Annotated in this window: 13 protein-coding genes; all 13 read right to left on the reverse strand. The window is 33.3% G+C overall.

The annotated features are described in order from the left end of the window. Positions 1–347: 347 nt before the first annotated feature. Complete coding sequence (locus K6V43_RS09855; RefSeq protein ID WP_222382908.1) at positions 348–1,910, reverse strand: glycosyltransferase family 39 protein; 1,563 nt, start codon at positions 1,908–1,910, stop codon at positions 348–350. Beyond that, positions 1,897–2,862 (reverse strand): glycosyltransferase family 2 protein, encoded by a 966-nt coding sequence (locus tag K6V43_RS09860; RefSeq protein WP_222382909.1) that lies wholly within the window; start codon positions 2,860–2,862, stop codon positions 1,897–1,899. Before K6V43_RS09860 ends, K6V43_RS09855 begins: the two co-directional genes overlap by 14 nt. Before the next feature lies 1 nt (position 2,863). Further along, entirely contained in the window at positions 2,864–5,287 is a 2,424-nt protein-coding gene (locus tag K6V43_RS09865; protein ID WP_222382910.1) for an LTA synthase family protein, read from the reverse strand. After that, a complete protein-coding gene (locus K6V43_RS09870; protein WP_222382911.1) occupies positions 5,247–6,755 on the reverse strand; it encodes a glycosyltransferase-like membrane protein in 1,509 nt (502 codons plus the stop codon). Before K6V43_RS09870 ends, K6V43_RS09865 begins: the two co-directional genes overlap by 41 nt. Before the next feature lie 12 nt (positions 6,756–6,767). After that, positions 6,768–8,015, reverse strand: coding sequence for a glycosyltransferase family 4 protein (locus K6V43_RS09875; protein ID WP_222382912.1), 1,248 nt, complete (start codon positions 8,013–8,015; stop codon positions 6,768–6,770). 17 nt (positions 8,016–8,032) lie between these two features. Continuing rightward, entirely contained in the window at positions 8,033–9,832 is a 1,800-nt protein-coding gene (locus tag K6V43_RS09880; RefSeq protein WP_261311822.1) for a rhamnan synthesis F family protein, read from the reverse strand. A 211-nt stretch (positions 9,833–10,043) separates the two neighbouring features. Further along, on the reverse strand, positions 10,044–11,708 hold the full coding sequence (locus tag K6V43_RS09885) for a rhamnan synthesis F family protein (protein WP_222382914.1): 1,665 nt from the start codon (positions 11,706–11,708) through the stop codon (positions 10,044–10,046). A 2-nt stretch (positions 11,709–11,710) separates the two neighbouring features. Beyond that, positions 11,711–12,811, reverse strand: a complete 1,101-nt coding sequence (locus K6V43_RS09890; RefSeq protein ID WP_222382916.1) for a glycosyltransferase family 2 protein — start codon at positions 12,809–12,811, stop codon at positions 11,711–11,713. Then, a complete protein-coding gene (locus tag K6V43_RS09895) occupies positions 12,786–13,994 on the reverse strand; it encodes an ABC transporter ATP-binding protein (RefSeq protein WP_222382917.1) in 1,209 nt (402 codons plus the stop codon). The genes K6V43_RS09890 and K6V43_RS09895 overlap by 26 nt, the downstream gene beginning before the upstream one ends. Next, positions 13,994–14,800 carry an ABC transporter permease gene (locus tag K6V43_RS09900; RefSeq protein ID WP_222382918.1) on the reverse strand — a complete coding sequence of 269 codons (807 nt, stop codon included), beginning with the start codon at positions 14,798–14,800 and terminating at the stop codon, positions 13,994–13,996. The genes K6V43_RS09895 and K6V43_RS09900 overlap by 1 nt, the downstream gene beginning before the upstream one ends. Beyond that, a complete protein-coding gene (locus tag K6V43_RS09905; RefSeq protein ID WP_222382919.1) occupies positions 14,797–15,732 on the reverse strand; it encodes a glycosyltransferase family 2 protein in 936 nt (311 codons plus the stop codon). Before K6V43_RS09905 ends, K6V43_RS09900 begins: the two co-directional genes overlap by 4 nt. Next, positions 15,722–16,876, reverse strand: coding sequence for a beta 1-4 rhamnosyltransferase Cps2T (cps2T, locus tag K6V43_RS09910; RefSeq protein ID WP_222382920.1), 1,155 nt, complete (start codon positions 16,874–16,876; stop codon positions 15,722–15,724). Before cps2T ends, K6V43_RS09905 begins: the two co-directional genes overlap by 11 nt. Before the next feature lie 171 nt (positions 16,877–17,047). Further along, positions 17,048–18,358, reverse strand: a 1,311-nt coding sequence (locus K6V43_RS09915; RefSeq protein ID WP_222382921.1) for a GBS Bsp-like repeat-containing protein, incomplete at its 5' end; no start/stop codon positions are given.

The raw sequence follows: 18,358 nt of genomic DNA on the forward strand, positions 1-18,358 counted from the left end.
CAATGGGACAATGGGTTGTGACATAAAAAAATCCTCCAGTTTTTTTATTACAGTATACTGGAGGAGTGAATGATTGGATAGGTACCTTGTTATGGGGCGCTTACTTTTGATTTCTTGGTAATATTCCTCACACTTCCACTTTTCCTGTGATTTTCTTACCATACAGTCATTATAAGTCCCTTTGCTTAAGGTTTGCTAAAATGGGGGAAGAAAAAAAGAGAACTGAAAAGTCCTCTAACATATTGATTAAATCATTCCATATCAAATAATAACACGTTCATTTCTGGACTCAACCAAAATGAACATCGTATTTCGTATTAAAACAACTTTTAATTCTTAGCTCATTATCAAATTTGACTATATTCTCTCCTATTAGAGAAAAGTTTATTACTAAAGTATGAAATGTTAAAAGCAACAATTGGAAGTAACAAATATACATAAGGAAATACATAACGAGCTTTGGTTTCCCAAAAAATATGAAAAATAAAACCACCTATTAGATAAATCAAAAATATTAGTAAATTGAAATCTACATCATTTATTTTTTTAAATAATAGATATACTACTAAAATAAAACTAGATAAATAAATATATGTTACTAATATACTCATATACTTGTTATAGAAATGATAAATATTTCCTTCACCATATAAATTCTTTAGGAAATCAGTTTTAATATTTTGACCTCGAGCAGCAAGAGGTCCCGCAAAAATAGATTGGAATGTTGGATCATTCCATGTAACCATTAGTTTTTTGAAAAAGAAATTTTTAGCATAGTCTTTATCTGAAGTTAATACTCTAATACGCTCCTTCAAATCATTTGTAACAACTTTTTTGACTTTAGTATCGTCGTAATTATTCCACACCCTTATTTCTGTAGTATACTGATCCCAGTAACCCGGATTATTAATTTTGTCATTCAACCCCATTACAATCCATGCCTGCTGGGGAGGGTATGTTATCTCAGCATGAATCTTACTTTCATAGTAAGATTCAATGGCTTTATTAATGACAATAAAAGAAAATGGTATACAGGTAATAACAATCAATTTTACAAATTTAGGATTTCTAATCCATGAAATTAATAAACTAATTACGAGTGTGATAGCTAAAATTAAGTAATTACTACGTAAAATACATGCTAATGTTAGAAAGAAAACTAAAACAAGACCTGAAAATGTGGATTGCTTTTTTTCAAATTTTAAGAAAAAATAAATAGTAATTAACGAGCAAAGTAGCCCAGGGATATCACCATAAACCCACAAAGTTAAAAAAATTGATGGTAAGAATAAATGAGACAATAAAATAACCAAGTTATTTATTACTTTATTATCAAAAATTAAATTTGTAATTTGCCATAATAGGTAATTAATTCCACTTACCATAAGTGTTTGTAAAAAGAATAGCCAATGGGTATTAGTAGTAAAGTGAGCATATATCCGAAATAATGTAAGTAATCCCATTTGATTTGGAAAAGTTGACATATAGTTTGCACTACTAATTTTATCGAACGAAGAAAAATCACCATTATTCATCTCAATTGCTGCTAAAAATAGATAATGCGGGTCTGCCCGAAGTAATAAATCAGCATTAATAGATAAGTATGTCCCTATTATTAAATATAAACTAGTAAAAAATAAAAACAATCTAAAACTGGAAAAACGTCCAATTATTTTAGCTACATACAACAATGTTAACGAAAAAACAAATAATAAACTATAGAATTTCCAATTATTATTATAAAAAGACATCTCCTCCCAAGCAAACATATGAAAGTATCCACGATACATTAAGGAAATCAAAGATAATATTCCTAATATGATACACGAAATTAAAATTGCTGTCTTAAATGAAACCTTAATAAAAATTTGACTAAGTTTCTCTAATTTATGAACTTTAATTTTGTTCATTATTACTTTCAGTCCTTTCACTAATAATATACTTTGGACGATGCTTCACTTCTAAATAAATTTTCCCAATATATTCACCAATTATACCTATACTTATCAATTGGACTCCAGCAAAAAGACTTAATAATGTAGCATTGGATGCCCAGCCTGATATAGTTTTACCAGTAAAATAGCAAGAGAAAATCCAAATAATAACTAAAAAACTAATTGTAGACATCATCAAGCCTAAACCAGTTACAAACCTGATTGGTTTAACACTTAAACTGGTAATTCCATCAAATGCTAGATTCAACATCTTACTCAATGGATATTTACTTTCCCCTGCAATTCGTTCATGTCTTTTATAAAATACTGATGTACTATTATAACCAACCAAGGGAAACATTCCTCTTAAAAATAAGTTTACTTCTTCAAATTTCGAAAATGAATGAAGCACTTTAGATGATACTAAACGATAATCTGCATGATTATAGATACTCTCTACACCCATTTTATCCATTATTTTATAAAAAAATTGCGCAGTAGTCTTTTTGAAAAAACTATCGGTATCACGGTTATTTCTAACACCATAAACAATTTCAGCACCACTATAATAAGCTTCTATCATTTCATTCATAGCATTGATATCATCTTGACCATCACAATCGATTGATATTGTAATATCTGCCATGTCTTTAGATTCCATTAAGCCTGCATAAACAGCATTCTGATGCCCACGATTACGACTCTGTTTTATTCCAATAAATTCTGGATGAATTCGTGAGAGTTCCAAAATAATTTTCCATGTTTGATCCTTACTACCATCATCTACAAACATTATCTTACTATCATCTGCAATTTTATCGTTATCAATTAACTCCAACAATTTATTCCGAAATTCAATTGATGTTATTGGGAGTACATCTTCTTCATTATAGCATGGAATCACAATATATAAAGTAGGTAATTTCATATCATTCCCCTTCAAAAAATTCTGGATACTGTTTCAAAAAGCCTTTTCCAATTGTCAAATCATATTGCAATAATTTTAAATCGTTGGCAATTTGTTGCTCATCGTTATTTAGTTCAATCTTATCAACACTTGCATTATCTAAAATATCGGTCAACAATGCCTGATAAGGTGTAACTTTAGCATTAGTGTGTTTGAGTAAAGCTGCTGTAAAATCACTAGAATTTACTAGCGGATAATCTTCTTTATGTGTTTCATAATTGCTCCAAATAAAATAATCAGTTTGATATTGACTATCTGGGTTTTCCATAAAGAGTTCATTTGAATATAATCCAGGTAAATGGTCTCCATAGAAAACTACTGTTATTTTCTTATCAATATTTTGTAATTCATGTAAAAAAGATGCAGTTTCCTCATCAGTAATTTTCAACATATTTACATACGATGAAAGACTATTTTGTTGGAACTCATCCAATTTTTCACTCGATGCAATGACAGAATTTGGATCCTCTACTATCCAAGGAGAATGGTTCTGAATTGTAATTACAGAAAAAAATTGATTTTTAGAAATATCTATTCTACTTAGGATGTTTTTATAGGTAGTATCATCACTAACATTTGCACCAAAATACTCTACATTTTGCAATGACTCATCCGACTCTGTTAGAAAAATTTTTCTTTCAAAATTTAAATTTTTATAGAAAGTTTGTCTATTATAGTAACTGGCATTTAAACCATGTATTACTAATCTTTCACCATTCTTAAACTGATCACTAATTGAAGGAATAACTTTTAATTTTGGTAATATTTCTGTCATCAAAACTGAAACAGAAGATGAAAAGTTATATAACGGAAGTCCGGTTAAAGATTGGAATTCCATATTAGCAGTTCCACCACCAAATCCATCTGATTTCATTAAGCCACTAGTTGTCTGTGATTTAATGGAATCAATATTTGCCAATACATTTTCGCTTACAGTAACTCCTTCTACTCTATTAGGATTGGATAAACTTTCACTTAAAACATAAATTACCGTCTGATCAGAAATATTTTCCGATCGAGTTTTATTGATTTCATTAGCCCTTTCAGTATATTTTTCAACAAGATCACTTATCGAAGACTTACTATAATTTCTCGGCTTATCCATGATATCATCGGTTAATTGTTTCGTCCAAACATACATTAGTGATTTATATCTCGCGTCAGTTGAAAAACCAAACCAAGAAATATTTTGCCAGTTATTTAATACAGAAACAACTGGTATTCCATCAATTATTTTAGATTCAGTTTTATTTTTAAAAACAGTAAATATACCAGAAAAAAATAGCAAAGGAACTAACAAGCAAATTAAACGAGTTTTTAAATTATGTATAACCTTACCAGGAAATAACTTTTTATTTAAAAAGAGGTAAATAGGAACTATTAATAATAATACTAAAATTATTGAAATTAGGATTTTTCTATTAATAAAGCTTGAAAGAAATTTTATCTCTTTGATCCAAATAAAATCTGAAATTAAAAAAGGTTCATTTCTCATCTCAAATTTTAAATAGTTCACTATTGAAATAGAAGCACCAATAAGTAAGTTTATCAGAGTAGGCAAAATAACTCGATTTCCAATTAAATATACTGTTAAGAATAGAAAGAAAAGAATTATAATTTGATATAAAGTTGCTCCTGGAAAAATGTATCGTTTCAAAACCATTTCCTCTAGTTTTATACCATACTGAATAGTTCCATTAAAGAAAACTGACATTAGTAGACTTAGAAAAACAACATTGTAAATAGATGGTTTATTCTCAACTATCTTATCCAACCCTTTCAAGCAAATAACTAAAACTATCAAGATAAAAAGATAAATGCTAAATAAGCTGTACACATCATACTTTTTTGTATCATTAATATATGCAAGCAATTCGGAGTGAGTTAATACAATTGGGGTTAATAAAATACCTATCAATAAATTTGGATCAACTGAATTGGTTTCGATTTTAAATTTATTATATTTCAGAATAATTATAGTAAATATTAATCCTACATTAAGCTTGAGCAAATAATCTACTGGTATCAATCCATTAGTAAAAAAATCATAAAAATTATAAACGGGATTATTTAGGGATCTTGTAGCTAAGACATAGTACAATATTCCTAGCAAAATTAATCCGCCAATTAGAAATTTGAATAAATTCCATTTTGTAAGAAAATGAGAATAATAAAATACTAAAACTGTAGAAAAAAGAAAAGAAAATCCAATATCTAACCCATTTACCCAAAATGAGTTTCTTTCAATATCAAATTTAGAAACAATAAGGAGGTAAGAAAATACAAATCCTATTAGCAAAAGAAAAGATGAAATCAATATCTTTTGAAAACTATTTTCTCCATTTCTATTCAACATAAAATTTTTTTCTCCCCAAAAATCTTTCATATCCAGCTGAAGCATTCCATATTATTGCAGGTAAAAATTGAATCAAATACCTACTCCTTCCTCCTTCGAAAATCATTAAAAATGTTAATCCACCAAATATAATTATCTGTGTCCATAAATTTATACTTAAAAATTCAATTTTAAAGCTAGCGGAATACAAAACCATCCCAAAAGCAATAATAATCCATAAAATTTGAAAAATTAATGTATACCAATGATAATTCCCATTAAAATTAACTAAAACAATACTTCGTAATGAAGATGCTAAAATTGTTCCTGAAAACCGATTAGGTATCAAATTTTCTTCTTTTAATACTGCCTCCAAACCCCACCCCATATTTCCTTCTGAAGTATTAGCTTTAAACTTATTATTTAGATGATTGATCCAGTCAGTTAGATCCATATTCGAAATTCTATTTTTTATCGAATTTAGATATACTTTATTCCGGTTACTATCTCTTGCTGATAATACCTCATTTGTTAGCTCAGAGTGAGTAGCCCCATTAGTAGTTAACCCTAAATCAACAAAATAGAATAAAGTTCTGCTCATTCCTGTTTCATATGGAAAGTATTGTTGTTTAGTTAAACTTTCATGTAACAAAAAATTCACTGAAATAAAACCTGATATAATGATAAGAAATGAAATTCCACATTTTATTAAATTCTTTGGCTTACTTTGTAAAAAAGCAACAATAATAACTATAGCTCCTGCAATAACATAAATAAATAGAGGCGCCCTCATATTATAGCTTAGCCCTATCCAAATTCCAAACAAAGCAGAAAACAATGCAATTCTTTTAAAATTTTCTTCAAATCTAAACTGAACTCCATAATATAATAATATTGTTCCCATAAAGAAAGCGGGAATATCAGTATAAGCTTGTAAAAATTGAGGGGAAAAACCTACAAAAAGGACAGCCATGTAAAACACTGAACTCGAAATTGAAGGATATTTTTTTTGAGCTAGTTTACTAAGTAATAATATCGAGACATCTACAAAAATTAGATTTAAGAAAATTATTCCATGTAAAAAATACTTATTACCGATAATATTTAGAATTAGTTTTTCCCATATTAACATCAAATAGTTATTGGGATAGATAGAAATATAATTAGCCAATTCATTAGATATATTTCCTTGAGCAATTTGATAAATATTTTTAGGATCAGCAATTGGAATAATTGGCATAGATACAAATAAACCAATTTGCCAAATTATCATTAACACAAATATGATTATTTTTATATATTTATTAAGACTTTTCAAAAAAACAAATTTAATATTAATTTTTCTAAAAATAATTAAAAATAAAAATAAGATACCAAGCACAAATAAAATAGAAATACGAAAAATTAAAGATACTGGTTTTAAAAAAATACTATTAAGGAAATATTCTATACTATTCCATAATATCATCAGTGCGTATAAACCAAAGGTAATATTACCTAGTTTCAATAAAATTTTCATATTACTCCAATCTTATTTTAATTTCTCTCGAATTTTAGTCAATTTATGACTCAATCTCCTACCCAAAATCTCAAGTTTTGTTTTTCTAGTTAGTCCAGTAAGCAAAAATTCTATTGCCTGCATGCTTTGATTTGCTTGATTATCTCCATCTTCTATTAGAGCTACTATATTTTGATAAGCAACTTCTGGGACATAGCGTTTTAAGACGTGTGATTGATAAGCAACAGCTTCTACTTTTTTTTCTTCAAAGCCTTCAAGACTTTCTTCCATTTGTTGCTTCAATTGCGTAATTTCTGCAGCAGGGTACAACCTTGGAAGTTCAAATAACTGTTGCACGGTCTTGTGACCCAAATTATCAGAGGCAATTACAGGTAAGCCGTTTAAAACAGCTTCAATATAGACCAAACCAAAGGTTTCTGTCTTAGATGGAAAGACACAAATATCTTTATCTGTAACCAAATCCCAAGGATTATTTTGGTAACCTAGAAACTGTACATTCGTCAGGCTATTCTTTTGGATGTATTCATCACATAAATTCTTGTATTCATCATCCCAAGGACCAATAAAACACAGTTCAATATCCTGTCTGTCTAATTGATGATATGCCTTTAATAAGGCTAACTGATTTTTTCTCTCATTTATTCTTCCAATAGATACAAATCGAGTTTTTTCTCCTTGAGAAAGCTCTTTTTTAGGAGTAACCCTTGTATAAGGAATAAAACCTTGGATTTCCTTGCCAGGAACAAGTTTCTGCCATACTTCCTTTAGATTACCATCCACCGTGAAAATAGCATTGGACATCTCCGCTACAAACGGAATTTTTGTTTTATAGTAAGAAAATTCATCTTCGGGAAATTCATGGATCAACCAATAATGAGGTGTGTTGGTAAGGCTGGCTGCAATTGCACCCAGAAAAACATTTACAGTATTGGAAATAACCAAGTCAATCTTCTCTTCATGGATAATATCTTTAATTCTAAAAATGGCATTTTGGTACTCTAAGGTTGCTGTTTCCATATCATTAATGATACCACCAGGTGCTTCTGGCCACCACCATTTTGCAAGTGAGATGTTATATAAAATGATCCCTCTACTTGACATCTCCTTTTCATAATCACTTCTAAACTGTGAAGCTCCGTCTTGAACGACATTGATAATACGATACCCTTTTTCTTGGAGGAGCGCCATCAATTGAATAATTGATAGTTCTGCTCCATTATCCAAGGTACCAGTAGGAGAAATAAATAATATATTTTTCATCAAATGACCCCTTATTTTCAAATATCCGCACGAACTGTTGAAGTTGTACAATTTGCTAAAACAAATTGATAAGCCTGCTCAGCCATTTGATTTCTATACTGTTCATTCACTACCAATTCTTCTAATTTATTGTACCACTGCTCAGGTAAAGCCAAAACTCCTGTTTCACCATCTTTTATCATTTCCTTAAAGGAACCAATGTTACTTGCAACTGTAACAACCTTAACTGCTGCTGCTTCTAGCCATTTAATTTCTGATTTTGCCTCATTAAACAACGTTTGTTTTAACGGTGCCAGATTAATATCCATTTGTCCAATCAAATCAGGAAGTTCTTCCCAATCTACATACGGATGAACGACAATCTGATTTCCAAATTTTTCAATATCTGCAGGAATATCTAAATGTCCAGCCAAATGAAGTTCAACATTTTTGAAATTTTCCAGTATTTTGATGAGAGCTGACTTTATCATTTCAAAATTTTCATTGTGAGTAATCGAACCAGAAAAATAAGCTATTTTAATAGTCTTATCTGTAATTTTTTTGCTAATGGCCTTATTGCTCAAATGTATCAATTTCTTTGAGAGTACATTACGATGGATAATAACTTCTGATTTTTTCTTCTCTAATTCTGTCTTCAAATGCTCGGTCGAGGTAATCACTGCGTCACATCTCCCTAACATATCACCATATTGCTGGACAGTAGCATCATAACTTGCTTTTTCTTTTTTGGAAAGGGATTGTGTGTATTCTAATTGATCTGTGTACTTTGTATCAAAAACCAAATCATCAATGTCGTAATAAACCTTCCGCCCAAGTTTTTTCATGATAGAAATCAGCTTTAATAATTTTTCGGATTTTGTAGCACGATAAATAATAACAATATCTGCATGTTTAGCATCAGGAATGATGAATGACGAATGGTTTACAACTTTTACATCATATCCTTGCTGTTTCAATTGCTCGGCCTTATTCAATACACGATACCGTGTACATTGAGGAATAATATTTTCAACCCCGTCAATAATAAGAATTTGATTTTTAGTTTTTGATGATGTCTTATATTTTTCGATAATATCTTCCAAAATATGAACTGGAAAATCCGTCTCCTCTTCTATATATTTGAGAAGTTCTGGAATTTCCGACTGCCTTTCCAACTCTTGCCATAAAAATTGATGATCATCAAAATTTGCTAGTGCAGAATATTTTACAAGTGGCATGCCATCGCGAATTGCTCTCAAAGGATGAATATAGATTGGGCTATCCGTTCCATCTTTTACAACCGCATCATAGACATACCCACGATTTGAAAAATATCGTGTAAATACCGTTTCATGTCGCCCAATAGCTGCATTGCGTGAACTTGTATCTGGTAAATTTTGCCAATAATGATAAAACAATTTATCACTTAAAAGACTATGTTCAATAACTAAGAAATAGCTTTGCAAGTGTTCAGGAATAAATCCATAAGGGTTCATACCTGTAAAATCGGGTTGTACCTCACCAAATGACATACCCCAGAAATCCAATTTTTTGGAATCCATTCGTTTGAACACCTCTGCTAAATCAGATAGGGGACCAATATTTGTATCATTTACTAAGAGAAGTTGATCAAATTGTTGAAGTTCTTGATAAGAAAAAGATAAAATCCCAAATTGAAAAGCTCCTGCGTCGTAGCCTTTATTTTCTCTCTGTTGCACATTGCCATATTTTGCCAAACGTTTCAAATCATTTTCGGGCAGTGTTCCATTGACAACAATTTCAACCCTATCCGCCAAAGGTAAAAGACCTTCCAGAAATAAAACTTTATACTCTTGCAATTGTTTCTCAGATTCAAATATGGTATAAATTAATAATCTTTTTGGAAACTCATAGTTATTATCTCTTACTATATTCCTAAAACAACGCATAATAGATGCCCTGATTTTTGAAATAAGGCGAATAGTTTTTCTTTTTAAAATCATTGGAATTTTTTTCACTTTTATTAAAAGTGCTCGAGCGCTAGAGGCCATATTTTTATAAAACTCCTTATTATCTATGGTAAATTTGATAAAATCTCAATATTATTTTTTTCAATTCGTATTTTATAAGTGTTCTCATTGGTGAAAATAAATAGTCACACTTATTCCAAAAATTCATCCTATCAAATTCTTTTGGCTGATGTTCTGAACTATATTTTTCTCCCGCCTGTCGAAAGATTGCAGGTAGATATTGGCTATTCGCCACGATAGCATAGTCCATACCTATTCCCCACAGGATATACACTGCAAACCTACTATTCATTTTACAGTCTGCTAACTGACTTAAACTTTCTGTTCTCAACCAAAAAGATTTGTGAGGTGGTTCAATGAATTCTGTTTCTTCTGCAATCACTAAGTTTTTCTGTTGCTTTGCTGCTTGCCACTCCTCGTGTAGTTCATTAAGAAGTTCTTGATTCGAAAGAGGATATTTCAGTTGCTGATCCATCGGCAAATCGGCAAACACTAGGCCTAATCGGGGATTTTTTCTAAAGTTTGTTGCAACAGCATCAATATTTGCCAAGAGACTATTATGAACTTCTTCAATACTACGCTGCTCATAAAAACCATTACAACTATCTATGGTAAATACACCCACAAAATCAGTCTCTTTTAAATCATCAACTAATTGCCAAAGTAATCTGTTCTTGAAAAATTGCACACTTTCAAAGCGGTTAAAATCTACAGTTGAAAACTGTTCAGCAGCTACAATATCATTTGTTATAATGAATAAATCCGTACAGTATGAAATTGCATCTAGTTTCTTAATTATATTATCAAATACTTCATTCCTTTCGGAAGAAATAAAAATTACGATAGCAATTCGTTCATCTCTGACTTTTTCTGGATTTCCTTGCAAAAGCTTGGTCCTTCCTAGGTAAGCCGGAGTGGGTAATAAACTATTGGATAGATGATTGGTAATTAAATCTGTTGGATAGGCGGAAAGCATTTTTATCTTGTCTAATAAATAAGGCACCTGGGCAAAGGTATTTGGAAAAGCTTTAACTTTAATAAAGGGAACTTTATAATCTAATAGGATTTCTGGTCTAACAATCGTCAAATTAACAGTCGACTTATTCTGTTGTACATCATTTTCGATAAGGCTACTATATTTAAAACCTTTTTCTTTAAAATAAGTAGTTAAGTAAATCTCACCAAATTCTATCGCCTCTTGGACCGTCGTAAAGTTCCTTATTCTTTCCCAAAATTCTGCAAAGTACGGGGAGCTTATTAAACTTTTCTTAAATACAATAAAATATGATTGTAAATGTTTAGGGATAAAATTCCTGTCTGGTAGCATAGCTGGGTGGCTTGTCATCCCCCAAAAATCAATATCCTGCTCATCGTAATACTCATAGTGTGGTAACAAATCCCAGAGTGGCCCGTAGCAAGTGTCGTTCATAATAGTAACCGAATTGTAATTGGAAACTGTTTCAAAGCCAAGTAGCATCAAGCCGTCCTTCCAGCCAGCAAAATCAAATCCCTCATTTTTACGTTGTAAAAAGTAGTCGATTTGGACTTCTTTAGTCAAGTCTTCATAATCAGGGGAGGAAATTTGACTATTACTAATGAAAATCAGCTTGTCATATATATGCCTTATCTGTTTTAATTGGTAAACAACATGATTATCTACTTTATTGTGCTGATTATAATGAACATACAGTAGTAAACGTTCCACTATTATCTCCTAAACAAACTTAAAATCTTACTAATCCATTTCCATCTTTTTGAATTGATTATCATAGTCAATTCTGTACTAACCTTTGAAAGCTCATCGTTAATAGACTTGTTCTTATCAATTAACTCATTGATTTCAGTTTCAAGTTCTACCTTATTAGTTTCTAGTTGTGTTTTTTCACTACTTATCGTTGCTAATTGCTCACCCAAACTTCGGATGTGATTTTTCAATTCATTTTCAGTAAGTTTTTGCTGATGCACAATCACTTCTCTGGAATAAACTTCTTGAAACAAGTATTCTGAAAGTTTATGTAGGTTGGCATCTGGATATTTAGCAAGGAATTTTAACTGCGTCTCTAGTAGGTTTTGATGACGATGAATGAATTTTTCTAAGTCGACCGGATGCGAATCACTTTCATAGCCCAAACGATAGACTGTGGTGCTATCATTGAGTGTGATTAGTTGAGTTTTTTGAAATAACTCTAGCTGTAAATTAAAGGTATCATCGCTTGTTTCTAAGTCTAATGTTTCATTGATAGATAACATCAATTTAGTTTCTACCAACCATGTGGAAGACATCGTGAAACCTTTGTAAGCTAGCATTTTTTCATAGGAATCCATTCGAACAACTTGCTCATTTTGAAAAGCACTCTCAAATACAACCTCACCATCAGGTTTAATAATATCAAAATCAGTATTACACCACAAAGAGACATTGCTTTGTTCAAGTGCATCATATTGCTTTTGTAACTTTAGTGAATCCGTCCAGTAATCATCTCCATCACATCTAGCAATATATCTCCCACTCGCTTTATTACATGCATCAACCCAAGTTTTTGCTATGCCTTGATTTTCTTCATGAAAGAAAGCCTTTATCAAATGTGGGTAATTATTGGCATACTCGCTAATAATTTCTTTTGAAATATCGGTAGAGCAATCATCAACTAGTATGATTTCAAAGTCCTTACTAAATTCCTGCATTAGAAAACCTTCAATAGTTTCTCTAATCCACTGACCTTTATTAAAATTTGTACAAACGATTGATATTTCCATTATTGTCCTTAATTTTTCCGAGTTTCTAGCTTTGTCTTGTCCATGTACCATTGCGTTTTAATAATCCTGTTGATGAATCCAAGGATGATTTATCATTGATGTCTAAGTCATCACGATTCAGCATAATAACTGGAATTTTTTCCCTGTCAATATATGCCAAAAGCTGACCATCCTCATCTCTTATCGTCAATTCCAGTTTCATTTTCAAATCATTTAAATTATCCATATAACATTCATAAACATAGGATTTGAAACCAGTCCCTTTAGTTAAATCATCCATTGTATTATCGTTATATATCCAAACGCCTCTATCAATATCAGTAAAGGAAATAGCTACATAGGTTGGAATATCTTTCAAAACAGTATATGAAACCTTAAACCGCACTTTGCCTGCTTGTGAAATTCGATATTCAGATAAAAATTCCAACTCTAAATTTTCGATATATGAATTCTCATTTTCAGTATCATTTGATACTTCATCAGCATCAATGACTTCGGTATTGTCAAAGCTATACTGATTGGCGACATTGAACGGATCGCCGTACGCCTTCACCTCGCCGTCCTCAATCAATACTGCACGGTTACAATATTTCTTCACTGCACCCATATCATGAGTTACGAGAATAGTTGTTTTGCCACTTTTCTTTCGCTCTAAGAAATAGTCATTACATTTACGCTGGAAGGCCTCATCACCAACAGCTAGGACCTCATCCAAAATCAGAACATCGCCCTGAGCTTTAATAGCAACAGAAAAGGCGAGACGGACCTGCATCCCTGATGAGTAGTTTTTCAGTTTCTGGTTCATGAATTCATGCAGTTCAGCAAAGTCCACAATGTCATCATACATGGCATCAATTTCCTCTGAAGTAAAGCCAAGCATGGCACCGTTCATGTAGACGTTTTCACGACCCGTTAATTCTGGGTTGAAACCGACACCGAGTTCAATAAAGGAAACCAATTTCCCATTTACAGTGACTTTTCCTTTTTCGGGCACATATATTTGAGAAATAATTTTTAAAAGAGTAGATTTCCCTGAACCATTTCGACCAACAATGCCAAAGAAATCCCCTTCTTCTACTTCAAAGTTTATATCTTTGAGAACATGTTGCTCTTTGTATCCCTTTATTCCTTTAAAACGATTGACAAGGGCTGTACGTAAGCTTTGGGTACTTTCAGTTGGCAATTTGAAATACTTGGAAACATGTTCAACTTTTACTGCAATATTTTTTGTCATTAGAGAATCTCCGCAAAACGTTTAGCATTTTTCTTAAAGATTATTAAACCAATCACAAAAACTATGAATGGTAAAACATATGGAATGAGTGCAATTAGTTTATTTCCGATAATATCCCAACCACGTGGATTTCCATCAAATACAATATAGTGGCGAATATCCTGCACAATCTGGGCTAGTGGATTAAGCATGAGGAATTTTGCAACTGGCTCCTGACCACGATCTATGAGATAGGTCAATGAATAGATAATCGGTGTTGCATACATTCCTGCTTGCATAACAACTTCCCAGATTGGACCAATATCGCGATATTTTACAAATAAACTGGATAATACAAAGGCGATACCAGTCGCCAACAATACTAACTCAAAAAACAACGGAATGAGAATTAGAAAGCTCACATTCAGATAAATGCCGTTAACCATGGAAAAGAGCAACACTACTACCAAGTTGATGCTGTAGTTTATTGCAGCTCCTGCCACTGAAGAAATCACGATGATTTCTTTTGAAAAACTTAGTTTTCTCAACAAGTCTCCACGAGTAACAATGGAAAGCATCCCCATACTAGTGGCCTCAGCGAAAAAATTCCAATTTACCATCGCAAATAGCACCCCTACAGCAGCATGCGGAGTTCCATCGTCAATTCTCAAAAAGCGAATGAAAACGAGATACATAATCGTAAAGAGCAACATCGGTTTTAAAATAGACCACAAATGTCCTATCAAGGAGCCTTGGTATCTTAATTTAAAATCTGTCTTAATCATTTCTCGTAAGAGAATTTGATTTTCTTTGGTAAATAAATTCATAGTGTTTCCTTATATGCAAATTTTGTTAGGATGAGGCTGGTAAATACCAATGTGTGAAAGGCTTTGTTTTTCTTCAATCCATATTTTTTTAAAATCCGATAGCGTTCTATCATGGGTTTATCCATGATGGTTACAAAAGCCTCGACCAAATTTCTATCGACTGGTGTCAATGGCAGAGCGAGCAGATGGCTGGCCTGTTTTTGACTATTTCGGATCAAATCCCAGTAAACTGAGAAAAGTACATGGGGCCGAATCCATTTTCTAAATCGCTTGGACAGGGTTCTAGCTCCTAAGACATTTTCAGCATGCTGCCGGTACAATTCCGTAGGCTGATCAATGTAGACCAATTTTCCAAAAGCTGTCGCCAGCAAGGCTAAATACCAGTCATGCATAAGAATGTCGTCTGTCACCGTCCATAGCTCAGCTAAAGCATGGTTAATCATACTGGTGCCGCCTGTCACCGTATTTTCAGTCAATTCTTGAACCAATTCAGTATTGGCATGGTGGGACTGACTACGTACCATGCTTTCATTCATGACCTGCAAGTCTTGATTAACAACTTTTAAGTCTGTGTAAACCATGAGCGGTTGTTCGGCTGGATAGGCTTGAGTCGCCTCCAAAGTCACCTGTAGTTTATCTGGTATCCAGACATCATCCTGATCACTGAAAAAATAAACATCAGCCCTCTGGTATTGCACCAAGGCATGAAAACTTTTGATGACGCCTAGATTTTCGGTGCTGTCTGGATTGATAAAGTGGATCCGACTATCCTGCTGGACAAAGTCAGCGATAATATCTCGCGTCCTATCCTTGGAACCATCGTCTCGTATCAAGAGGGTCCAGTCCGTAAAGGTCTGCGACTGAATAGAGCAGATTTGCTCGGCTAAAAACTCCTGACCATTGTAGGTCGACATGAGTATGTTAACGTTCATGTAAAAATAATTCCTCGTATTGTTGGACAATTCTCTCCCAAGTATAGTCATTTCGCATGCGCTCTTTGGCAATCTGCCCTAGGTCTACTGCCTCTTCTTGTCCGTCAATTTGATTAATTAGCTGGGCTAGATTTCCGCTTTCCTTGGTCCAATAGTGGGCGCCATTTTGTGCCACCTTGCGATTAAAATCCACACCTAAAACAAGGTTTTCATTGGTCTGGGCAAGCGCCTCTAAGAGACTAGGATTGGTTCCACCCACTTCATGACCATGAATATAAGCACGACATTCCTGCCGTAGATACTTAAGTAACTCCTGATCATAGACCGTCCCGATAAACTTGATACGCCCATCTCTCTCAAAGCCTGTTTCTTCCTTTAGTTTTTGGAAATAGGCAGAGCCTTCATGATTGGCTACGATAATCAAAGCACGCTGGGTGCTTGACTTCATGAATTCCTTGATGGCTGTCGCGTAATTATTTTCCGGGACAAAACGCCCAATAATCAAATAATAATCCTTTTCGCGGATAGACCAGTTGGCAAATGCTTCACGCACTTGCTCCGACTGGCTAGTCAGGCTCGTCTGACTCAAATCAGTTCCGTAGGCGATAAATGTGGTCTTAGTTCCCGGATAGGCTGACTGAATATAGTCCTCTATGCCTTCATTATCTGCAATGATGAGATTGGACTGCTTGGCCATCGCCTTCTCAGCATGTTTCAGATAAGCCTGCACAGGCTTAGGCCATTTGGCACGCTTCCATTCTAAACCATCAGGATTGACAAATAAAACACCGCCAACATCTTTAATTTTCTTGGCAAAAGGAGCTATGAAACCACCTATGGTGTTTCCCAAAATGTAAAAAATCGGAGACTGCATCTGCTGCTCCTTAACCAAGTGCAGAGCATAGGAAATGGCCATCATGTCATAAGCGATGACACGGGCTGGACCTAATTTGGGAGGATTGATGGTAAAGCAATCCGCCCCCAAATAAGCCCTATGTTCCTGATGACTAGTGTCTGACAGGCAAGCCACATGGTACTGTATGTTTTTCGATTGTTGGTGACTGACCAATTGCTGGACGAAGGTCTCAAAACCACCATATTTTGCAGGCAAGCCACGGCTGCCGATGATAAAAACGTTTTGCATCTTTCTTCTCCATCAGATTTCAGTTCTTTTCATTATACCATGTTTTGAAATATTTTCCTATTTGCACCTTATGGTTATATAGGATGTTGTGAAGGAGAAATAAAAGAGTCGAACCGTCAATGACAGTTCAACCCTAATAAAATATGTTTCAAAGTTCTATCATAAAAACTTTTATTTTATCATCGATGTTCGATGAATTTCATCAAGTATACTGATAGTCGGATTTAACAAGCCTAACTTCCCATCAGCATTTGACATAATAGACAATATATAATTACCTTGCGGAGTGTAGACAATCCCAGCATCATTTGCTGCTCTATATCCTGGTTCACCAATCCAACCTGCTTTTGTTTGAGTTTTATATTTTCCGCCAAGAGTAGTCTTAATTGGGGATAAATTAGGACGCTCAAACCATGTTGCGACTTCCTTTCCTCTCGTATCAGCTGTGAAATATTTATAATTTCTTTGCCACAGTGCAAATAATTCATTCGAAGTCAGGTATGGGTAGTATTGCTGAAACACATTTGGATTTAGTTCTGCTTCTTTCGCCCAAGATTTCAAACTTGAGTCTCCGTAGGAACGGCGAATCGAAATATATCCATCATTACTTGAATAGTTTAAAACATTTAAAAATGTAGATTTTGATTTATTAATAGAATTTGGATTCTTAGCTGCCAAACTTGCAACAAATGGACCTTTTATGGTAGAGGCAGAGTAAAATTTCGTATCGCCATTATAAATGATTCCATGATTTGTATTTACATCTAGTAATTTAAAGCCCATACTATAACCAACTCGCTCTAGTTGGTTAATCGATGCAACAAGTTTACGAAGAACAGTCATACTTGGAGTATTTTCTCCTAGTATTGTTAAAACTTTACCAGCAACTGTATAGTTTCTCTGATAAGGTTTTTCAATTTCTAAACGTATTGTTTGAGTTGCTATGTTGGAAAGTTTATTTCCCATATCTTTAACGTAGGTATGAATGTGATACAGCCCACTTGTGTAATCATGATTGATAGGCTTGAATTGAACTAAGAAACTACCATCATCTTGTTTCACGCCAGTATACCAGACAATATCATCTTGTCCTTTTACGTCTGACCAAATTGGAACCTGAATCAGTTTTATACCTATAGGCGAACGAAGTTCAGATATTCTTACTGTAAAAGTACCATATCTAGAACTCACATTCTCAATAGCTACACTACCCAACGGTTTCTCAGAGATTGGAACCACCTGACTTGTTTGGGCCAAGGCTACTAATTTTTTATTCGGTAGAACGCCATAGCTGTGCACAAGGTACAAACCGGTTTCATAGTTGTGATTTTTTATATCAACTGATACTTTATAACTGCCATCTGATTGACGAATGCCCTCATACCATTTAATGTCGTCCTGGTTCTTATAATTGGTCCATGTCGGAATCTGAACACGTGTATAATAATTGGGAACACCGGTTATCACTACATCAAAACCAGT

It is taken from the genome of Streptococcus suis, assembly GCF_019794615.1.
Taxonomy (GTDB): domain Bacteria; phylum Bacillota; class Bacilli; order Lactobacillales; family Streptococcaceae; genus Streptococcus; species Streptococcus suis_AI.

Excerpts from the sequence above, each read along its gene's own strand:
- cps2T (WP_222382920.1), bottom strand. The coding sequence starts at position 16,876 with ATGCAAAACGTTTTTATCATCGGCAGCCGTGGCTTGCCTGCAAAATAT.
- K6V43_RS09900 (WP_222382918.1), bottom strand. The coding sequence starts at position 14,800 with ATGAATTTATTTACCAAAGAAAATCAAATTCTCTTACGAGAAATGATT.
- K6V43_RS09890 (WP_222382916.1), bottom strand. The coding sequence starts at position 12,811 with ATGGTACATGGACAAGACAAAGCTAGAAACTCGGAAAAATTAAGGACA.
- K6V43_RS09860 (WP_222382909.1), bottom strand. The coding sequence starts at position 2,862 with ATGAAATTACCTACTTTATATATTGTGATTCCATGCTATAATGAAGAA.
- K6V43_RS09855 (WP_222382908.1), bottom strand. The coding sequence starts at position 1,910 with ATGAACAAAATTAAAGTTCATAAATTAGAGAAACTTAGTCAAATTTTT.
- K6V43_RS09875 (WP_222382912.1), bottom strand. The coding sequence starts at position 8,015 with ATGAAAAATATATTATTTATTTCTCCTACTGGTACCTTGGATAATGGA.
- K6V43_RS09865 (WP_222382910.1), bottom strand. The coding sequence starts at position 5,287 with ATGAAAGATTTTTGGGGAGAAAAAAATTTTATGTTGAATAGAAATGGA.
- K6V43_RS09870 (WP_222382911.1), bottom strand. The coding sequence starts at position 6,755 with ATGAAAATTTTATTGAAACTAGGTAATATTACCTTTGGTTTATACGCA.
- K6V43_RS09905 (WP_222382919.1), bottom strand. The coding sequence starts at position 15,732 with ATGAACGTTAACATACTCATGTCGACCTACAATGGTCAGGAGTTTTTA.
- K6V43_RS09895 (WP_222382917.1), bottom strand. The coding sequence starts at position 13,994 with ATGACAAAAAATATTGCAGTAAAAGTTGAACATGTTTCCAAGTATTTC.